The organism is Arthrobacter sp. Dra40 (genome assembly GCF_059091905.1).
On sequence record NZ_JBNHHB010000282.1, the window covers coordinates 1 to 5,692 of the forward strand.

At 62.2% G+C, this 5,692-nt stretch carries 6 protein-coding genes; 4 read left to right on the top strand and 2 right to left on the bottom strand.

The features are described 5' to 3' along the window. Nucleotides 1-66: 66 nt before the first annotated feature. A complete protein-coding gene (gene leuC, locus AC5RWT_RS33905; protein WP_494084052.1) occupies nt 67-1,533 on the bottom strand; it encodes a 3-isopropylmalate dehydratase large subunit in 1,467 nt (488 codons plus the stop codon). Nucleotides 1,534-1,680: 147 nt separating this feature from the next. Between leuC and AC5RWT_RS33910 the strand changes: the two genes are divergently transcribed. The 4 genes from AC5RWT_RS33910 (at nt 1,681) to AC5RWT_RS33925 (ending at nt 4,879) form a co-directional block, all read left to right on the top strand. Then, on the top strand, nt 1,681-2,400 hold the full coding sequence (locus tag AC5RWT_RS33910) for an IclR family transcriptional regulator (RefSeq protein WP_494084053.1): 720 nt from the start codon (nt 1,681-1,683) through the stop codon (nt 2,398-2,400). 78 nt (nt 2,401-2,478) lie between these two features. Beyond that, nucleotides 2,479-2,934 (top strand): VanZ family protein, encoded by a 456-nt coding sequence (locus AC5RWT_RS33915; RefSeq protein WP_494084054.1) that lies wholly within the window; start codon nt 2,479-2,481, stop codon nt 2,932-2,934. 142 nt (nt 2,935-3,076) lie between these two features. Further along, nucleotides 3,077-3,370, top strand: a complete 294-nt coding sequence (locus AC5RWT_RS33920; protein ID WP_494084055.1) for a hypothetical protein — start codon at nt 3,077-3,079, stop codon at nt 3,368-3,370. Between the two features lie 72 nt (nt 3,371-3,442). Further along, the gene (locus AC5RWT_RS33925; RefSeq protein ID WP_494084056.1) at nt 3,443-4,879 is read left to right on the top strand and encodes a sugar transferase; all 1,437 of its coding nucleotides are present in this window, start codon (nt 3,443-3,445) and stop codon (nt 4,877-4,879) included. Nucleotide 4,880: 1 nt separating this feature from the next. Here AC5RWT_RS33925 and thiL read toward each other — a convergent pair. Beyond that, nucleotides 4,881-5,692 (bottom strand): thiamine-phosphate kinase (thiL, locus tag AC5RWT_RS33930; protein ID WP_494084057.1); only part of this gene is annotated, 812 nt, incomplete at its 5' end.

The window sequence follows — 5,692 nt, forward strand, 5'->3', positions numbered from 1 at the left end:
GGACTGCCGCAGGGGAACGCCGATGCCGGTATGGGTGGTGAACTTCTCCATGGTGCTTCAGGCTCCTTAGGCAGCAGACCGCGTGGCGGCGTCGTTGTTGACTGGGTCCAGATCCGAGGGCGAGCTCAGGGTGCCGCGCACCGCAGTGGCGGCAGCAACGACCGGCGACACCAGGTGCGTCCGGCCGCCCTTGCCCTGCCGCCCTTCAAAGTTGCGGTTGGAGGTGGAAGCGCAGCGCTCCCCCGGAGCCAACTGGTCCGGGTTCATGCCCAGGCACATGGAGCAACCGGCGAACCGCCACTCCGCACCGAACTCTTTGAAGATCTGGTCCAGCCCTTCGGCTTCGGCTTCGAGCCGGACGCGCGCCGAGCCGGGAACCACCATCATGCGCACGTTCGGCGCCTTCTGCCGGCCGCGGATGATGTCTGCGGCAATGCGCAGGTCCTCAATCCGGCTGTTGGTGCAGGAGCCCAGAAAGACGGTGTCCACCGGGATGTCCTTCATGGGAGTGCCGGCTTCGAGCCCCATGTAGGCCAGCGCACGTTCCGCCGCAGCCTTGGCGTTCTCGTCGGCAAAGTCGTCCGGCGACGGCACCGCCTCGGACAGGGAAACACCTTGCCCTGGGTTGGTGCCCCAGGTCACGAAAGGCTCGAGGGTGTCGGCGTCCAGGAAGACTTCGGCGTCAAATTCGGCGTCGTCGTCGGTGCGCAGCGTCTGCCAGTAGTCGACGGCGGCGTCCCAGTCGGCACCTTCCGGTGCGTGCGGACGGCCCTTGAGGTAATCGAAGGTGGTCTGGTCCGGTGCCACCATGCCGGCCCGGGCGCCCGCTTCGATGGACATGTTGCAGATAGTCATCCGGGCTTCCATGCTCAGCGCGCGGATGGCGGAACCACGATATTCCAGCACGTAGCCCTGCCCGCCGCCGGTGCCGATCTTGGCGATGACGGCCAGGATGATGTCCTTGGCGGTGACCCCGGGACGCAGCGTGCCCTCGACGTTGACGGCCATCGTCTTGAACGGCTTCAGTGAAAGCGTCTGGGTCGCCATGACGTGCTCGACCTCGGACGTTCCGATGCCGAAGGCCAGCGCGCCGAACGCTCCGTGCGTGGAGGTATGGGAGTCGCCGCATACCACTGTCATGCCCGGCTGGGTGAGTCCAAGCTGGGGACCTACCACGTGCACAATCCCCTGCTCGGCATCGCCGAGCGAGTGCAGGCGGACGCCGAATTCCCGGCAGTTGGCGCGCAGTGTCTCGATCTGGGTGCGGCTGGTCAGGTCGGCAATCGGCTTGTGGATGTCCAGTGTGGGAGTGTTGTGGTCCTCGGTGGCAATGGTCAGATCCGGCCGACGCAGCTTCCGCCCCGCCAACCGCAGCCCCTCGAAGGCCTGCGGGGACGTTACTTCGTGCACCAAGTGAAGGTCGATGAAAAGGAGGTCCGGCTGGCGGGCTGCGCCTTCTCCGTCGCCGCGGCGCACCACGTGCGCCTCCCAGACCTTTTCGGCGAGCGTCATGCCCGCAGTGTTACCGGCCATGGCCAGATCCCTCCATCAATACCAACGCAGGTGTGTCTCCCAACGGGAGACCTGCTTCAAGTGTGTGATTCAACTCTTCCAGCACCGGCTCGAATCCCGCCAGCGAATCGACTTGCATCTCAAATAGTGAGATGACAATATCATTCTATGGACAATCCTAGTGGTGTTGGTGTCATCGACAAAGCGGCCATGGTGCTCGATACGCTCGAGGCCGGCCCCACCTCGCTGGCACAGTTAGTGGCCGCTACTGGCTTGGCCCGGCCCACCGCGCATCGGCTTGCCCTGGCCTTGGTGCATCATCGGCTGGTCAGCCGGGATATGCAGGGCCGGTTTGTGTTGGGCAGCCGGCTGGTGGAACTTGCCGCCGCTGCAGGGGAAGACCGCCTGATTGCGGCGGCGGGTCCGGTCCTGATGAACCTTCGCGACGCCACCGGCGAAAGCGCACAGGTCTTCCGCCGACAAGGCGATTCCCGTGTTTGCGTCGCCTCGGCCGAGCGGCCGATTGGTTTGCGGGACACCATTCCGGTGGGCACGCAGCTCTCCATGAAGGCTGGCTCTGCCGCGCAGGTCCTGCTGGCCTGGGAAGACCACGAACGGCTGCTCGAAGGTCTGCATGGCGCCCGATTCACCCCGACGGTCCTCGCCGGGGTGCGCCGCCGCGGTTGGGGCCAGAGCCTTGGCGAACGCGAGCCGGGTGTGGCGTCGGTCTCGGCGCCGGTGCGCGGACCATCGGGACGGGTCATCGCCGCTGTTTCCATTTCAGGCCCGATTGAGCGGCTCACCCGGCAACCCGGCCGACTGCATGCCGAGGTGGTCTGCAACGCGGCAGCGCAACTCACCGAGGCCCTGAGGAAAAACGTGGATTAGTAGCTTGTCTAGTAGATTTGGCTGGCGGAGCCTGCAGCAACGAAACCCAGGCGTTTTCATAAAATTCAGGCGGAATGAGTGTACGAAACACGCAAGGGATCAGCGGTTCTCTTCATCATGGTTTACGTTACTGGCCTAGCACTCATTGCGCTCTGGCCCACGCAAGTCGACCGTCCGGTCCGAGGTCTTTTAGATAAGGCCATCGAGAGATTGCATGACCACGGTGTGCCCGAGTGGGTGAACTACTCCTCCATAGAGTTCAGCGCGAACATCCTCTTGTTCATACCGCTCGGCCTGTTCCTTGCCCTGATCATCCCACTTCGCAAATGGTATTTTGTCACGCTCCTGGCGTCTGTTGTCTCTGCTTCTATCGAGCTCAGCCAACATCATTTCCTCCCCGATCGAGTGACTTCGGTCTTTGACATCATCGCCAATACCGCGGGGGCGATCATCGGGCAGCTAGTGGTCGCATCCTTGCTTCGCACCATCAAATTTGAGCACGCTCCGATGCATAACATCTCAGCCATTGGCTGACGACGCATCGGTTATACGTTTTGGTTCCGTACGAACCGGACATAGAATTTCTGGGATTGATGTTGCCGGCCACCTCGCACGTGATCGACCAATCTATTTTCTAGAGCCTCCGGGGGAAATTTTGACGGCCAAAACGAAGCGGATGTTCCGTACCGTAGTTATCGGCGCTATCTCCATCAGCATCCTGGTCCCGCTACTGGGTTCCACACTGGTTGGTGCCCTCCTGGACCATGAGGGGGGCATTATCATTGAATGGCTGCGTCAGGCAGGCTTGACTAGCGAGGGCATCCGACTAACCATGATTGCCTTGTGGCTCGTATTGGGAGCCATTGTCGCTTTGGCCGGGCTGTGGCTGATGCGCCGCAGCATTCGGAACACTCGCGCGGTGAACACAACAGCGGTGTCGGCTCCGGCGCTCGTGGACTCGGACCGGTAATCGATGTCTTCTACATCCAGCTTCGTCCGCCCTACCCCCCACCAAGCGCGCGCAGCGAACACAACGCGGACTATGCGGCAACAATGGAAGTCTATTTATGCCCGCCGACTCTTCGCGACAGACTGTGTCTGCATTATCTGGTCGGTCTTTGGCGCTCAACTACTATGGTTCGGCGTTCAAAGCCCTAATTTAACCATCAGGCCCGGCGCTGGCTACACGCTTGTCAACTACACCCTGTTCTCTCTAGTTCTGATTGTGACGTGGCTGCTGTTGCTCAGCGTTTACGAAACTCATGACGAACGGGTATTTGGCGATGCGGTCACTGAGTACAAGCGCATCTTCGACTGTACTCTGCGCCTATTCGGACTCGTAGCGATTGCCGCCCTTCTGTTGCGGTTCGACCTCGCTCGCGGTTACCTCATTGTGGCGCTCCCACTAGGCCTGCTGACGTTGTTTCTCAGCCGGGCGATGTGGCGGCGATGGTTGGCCATGAAGCGGCAGCGCGGATTGTTCTGCAGCCGAGTACTCCTGGTTGGTTCACCTGGAACCATCGAACACGTAGCCTCGGAGATGTCTGCCAACCCACACTCGGGCTTCATTGTCGTGGGGTGCTGCGTACCCACGAGGTTCGACCATCTGGATGACGTGACCGGCATTCCGAAACTGGGATCCGTACGGGAAGTCAGCCGTATGGTGGCCGCTTTCGATATCGATGCTGTTGCGCTCACCGGTAGCGATGATCTACCGGCCAAAGTGGTCAAGCGCATTACGTGGGAACTGGAACCAACAAAGGTCGACATCATTGTTGCACCCACGATGGTCGATATAGCCGGCCCGCGAATCCACACTCGCCCGGTAGCGGGCCTCCCACTCATTGGTGTGGAAGCTCCCTCGTATGAAGCGGGTCAGAAAGCTGCCAAGCGAACGTTTGACCTGCTTGGCTCTGCCTTTCTCCTCCTCTTCCTTTCTCCTGTGTTTATTGTCCTAGGCGTGCTCATCAAGGTCGCGTCACCGGGCCCAGCGTTCTTTGTACAGGAACGTGTCGGTCTCCGGGGCAAGACATTCAAGATGCTGAAATTTCGCTCTATGCACGTCGATGCCGAAGAGCGACTGGCTCAGCTCGCCGAACGACAGGGCGCCGAAGGCAACCAGGTGCTCTTTAAGATGAAGGACGATCCCAGGGTGACAAAGCCTGGAAAATTCATCCGCCGCTATTCACTTGATGAACTGCCGCAGCTCATCAACGTACTACTCGGACACATGTCACTAGTGGGCCCCCGCCCTCCTCTGCCCCGCGAGGTTGAACAGTACGAAAGCGAGGTTCACCGACGCTTCCTCGCCAAGCCCGGCATGACAGGGCTGTGGCAGGTCAGTGGACGTTCCAATCTTGGATGGGAGGAAAGCGTCCGACTGGACCTCTTTTACGTAGAGAATTGGTCACTGACAGGCGATTTCCAGGTTCTCTGGCGGACTGCCCGCGCAGTCATCGGCGGCGACGGAGCGTACTGATTCACTGATTAAAGTGGTCCCATCCTCTGGCCTGAACGGCAGCGCCATCCAAAGTTGCCGGGGCCGTTCCGCTTTCTTGCACCGCTCCGAGGGGCACGAAGCCTTCGGGTAAGGCAGCTGCTGGCGGGAACGTGCACAGCAGGCCGTGGTCCTCTCCGCCGCCGAGCACCCATTCCATCGGGTCGGCTCCCAACAGGTTTGCTGCCTCGCGTAGCGGTTCAACAAAGTCCTGCAGCGCTGCCGCGGACAGATCCACGGAGGCGGAGCTGGCGCGGGCCAGCCGGGAAGCGTCGCGGAGCAGGCCGTCGGAAACGTCCATCATGGCGGTGGCGCCTGCCTTTGCCGCGGCCGGGCCTGCCCGCAGCGGAGGTTCAGGCCGGGACTGGATGCGAGCCAGTGCCTGCAGCGAAGCCCGGACCTCGCCGGTGAAGTACGGGCTGTCGAGCAGGCACAATCCGGCCGCCGCCTTCCCCAGCGTCCCGGCCACGGCCACCACGTCGCCAGGACGCGCACCGCTGCGCAGCACCGGGCGGCGGCCTTCCAGGTCGCCGGTGACGGCCGCCGTGACCACCAGCGCATCGCCCCGGCCCAGATCGCCGCCGACGACGGAGCACCGGTCCGCGCCAAGTTTCCGGATCGCCTCGGCCACCCCGTCGGCCAGGTCCTCAACCCACGCCACCGGCGTCGACCCAGGCAGAGTCAGGCTGATGACCAAAGACGTGGGCACGGCCCCCATCGCGTTGATGTCCGAGAGGTTTTGCGCCACGGACTTCCAACCGACGTCGTAGCCGGTGCTCCGGTATCCCGACGGCC

Bases quoted from the DNA above. Each gene is read 5' to 3' on its own strand.
- leuC (WP_494084052.1), bottom strand. From the start codon at position 1,533: ATGGCCGGTAACACTGCGGGCATGACGCTCGCCGAAAAGGTCTGGGAG.
- AC5RWT_RS33910 (WP_494084053.1), top strand. From the start codon at position 1,681: ATGGACAATCCTAGTGGTGTTGGTGTCATCGACAAAGCGGCCATGGTG.
- AC5RWT_RS33920 (WP_494084055.1), top strand. From the start codon at position 3,077: ATGTTCCGTACCGTAGTTATCGGCGCTATCTCCATCAGCATCCTGGTC.
- AC5RWT_RS33925 (WP_494084056.1), top strand. From the start codon at position 3,443: ATGCGGCAACAATGGAAGTCTATTTATGCCCGCCGACTCTTCGCGACA.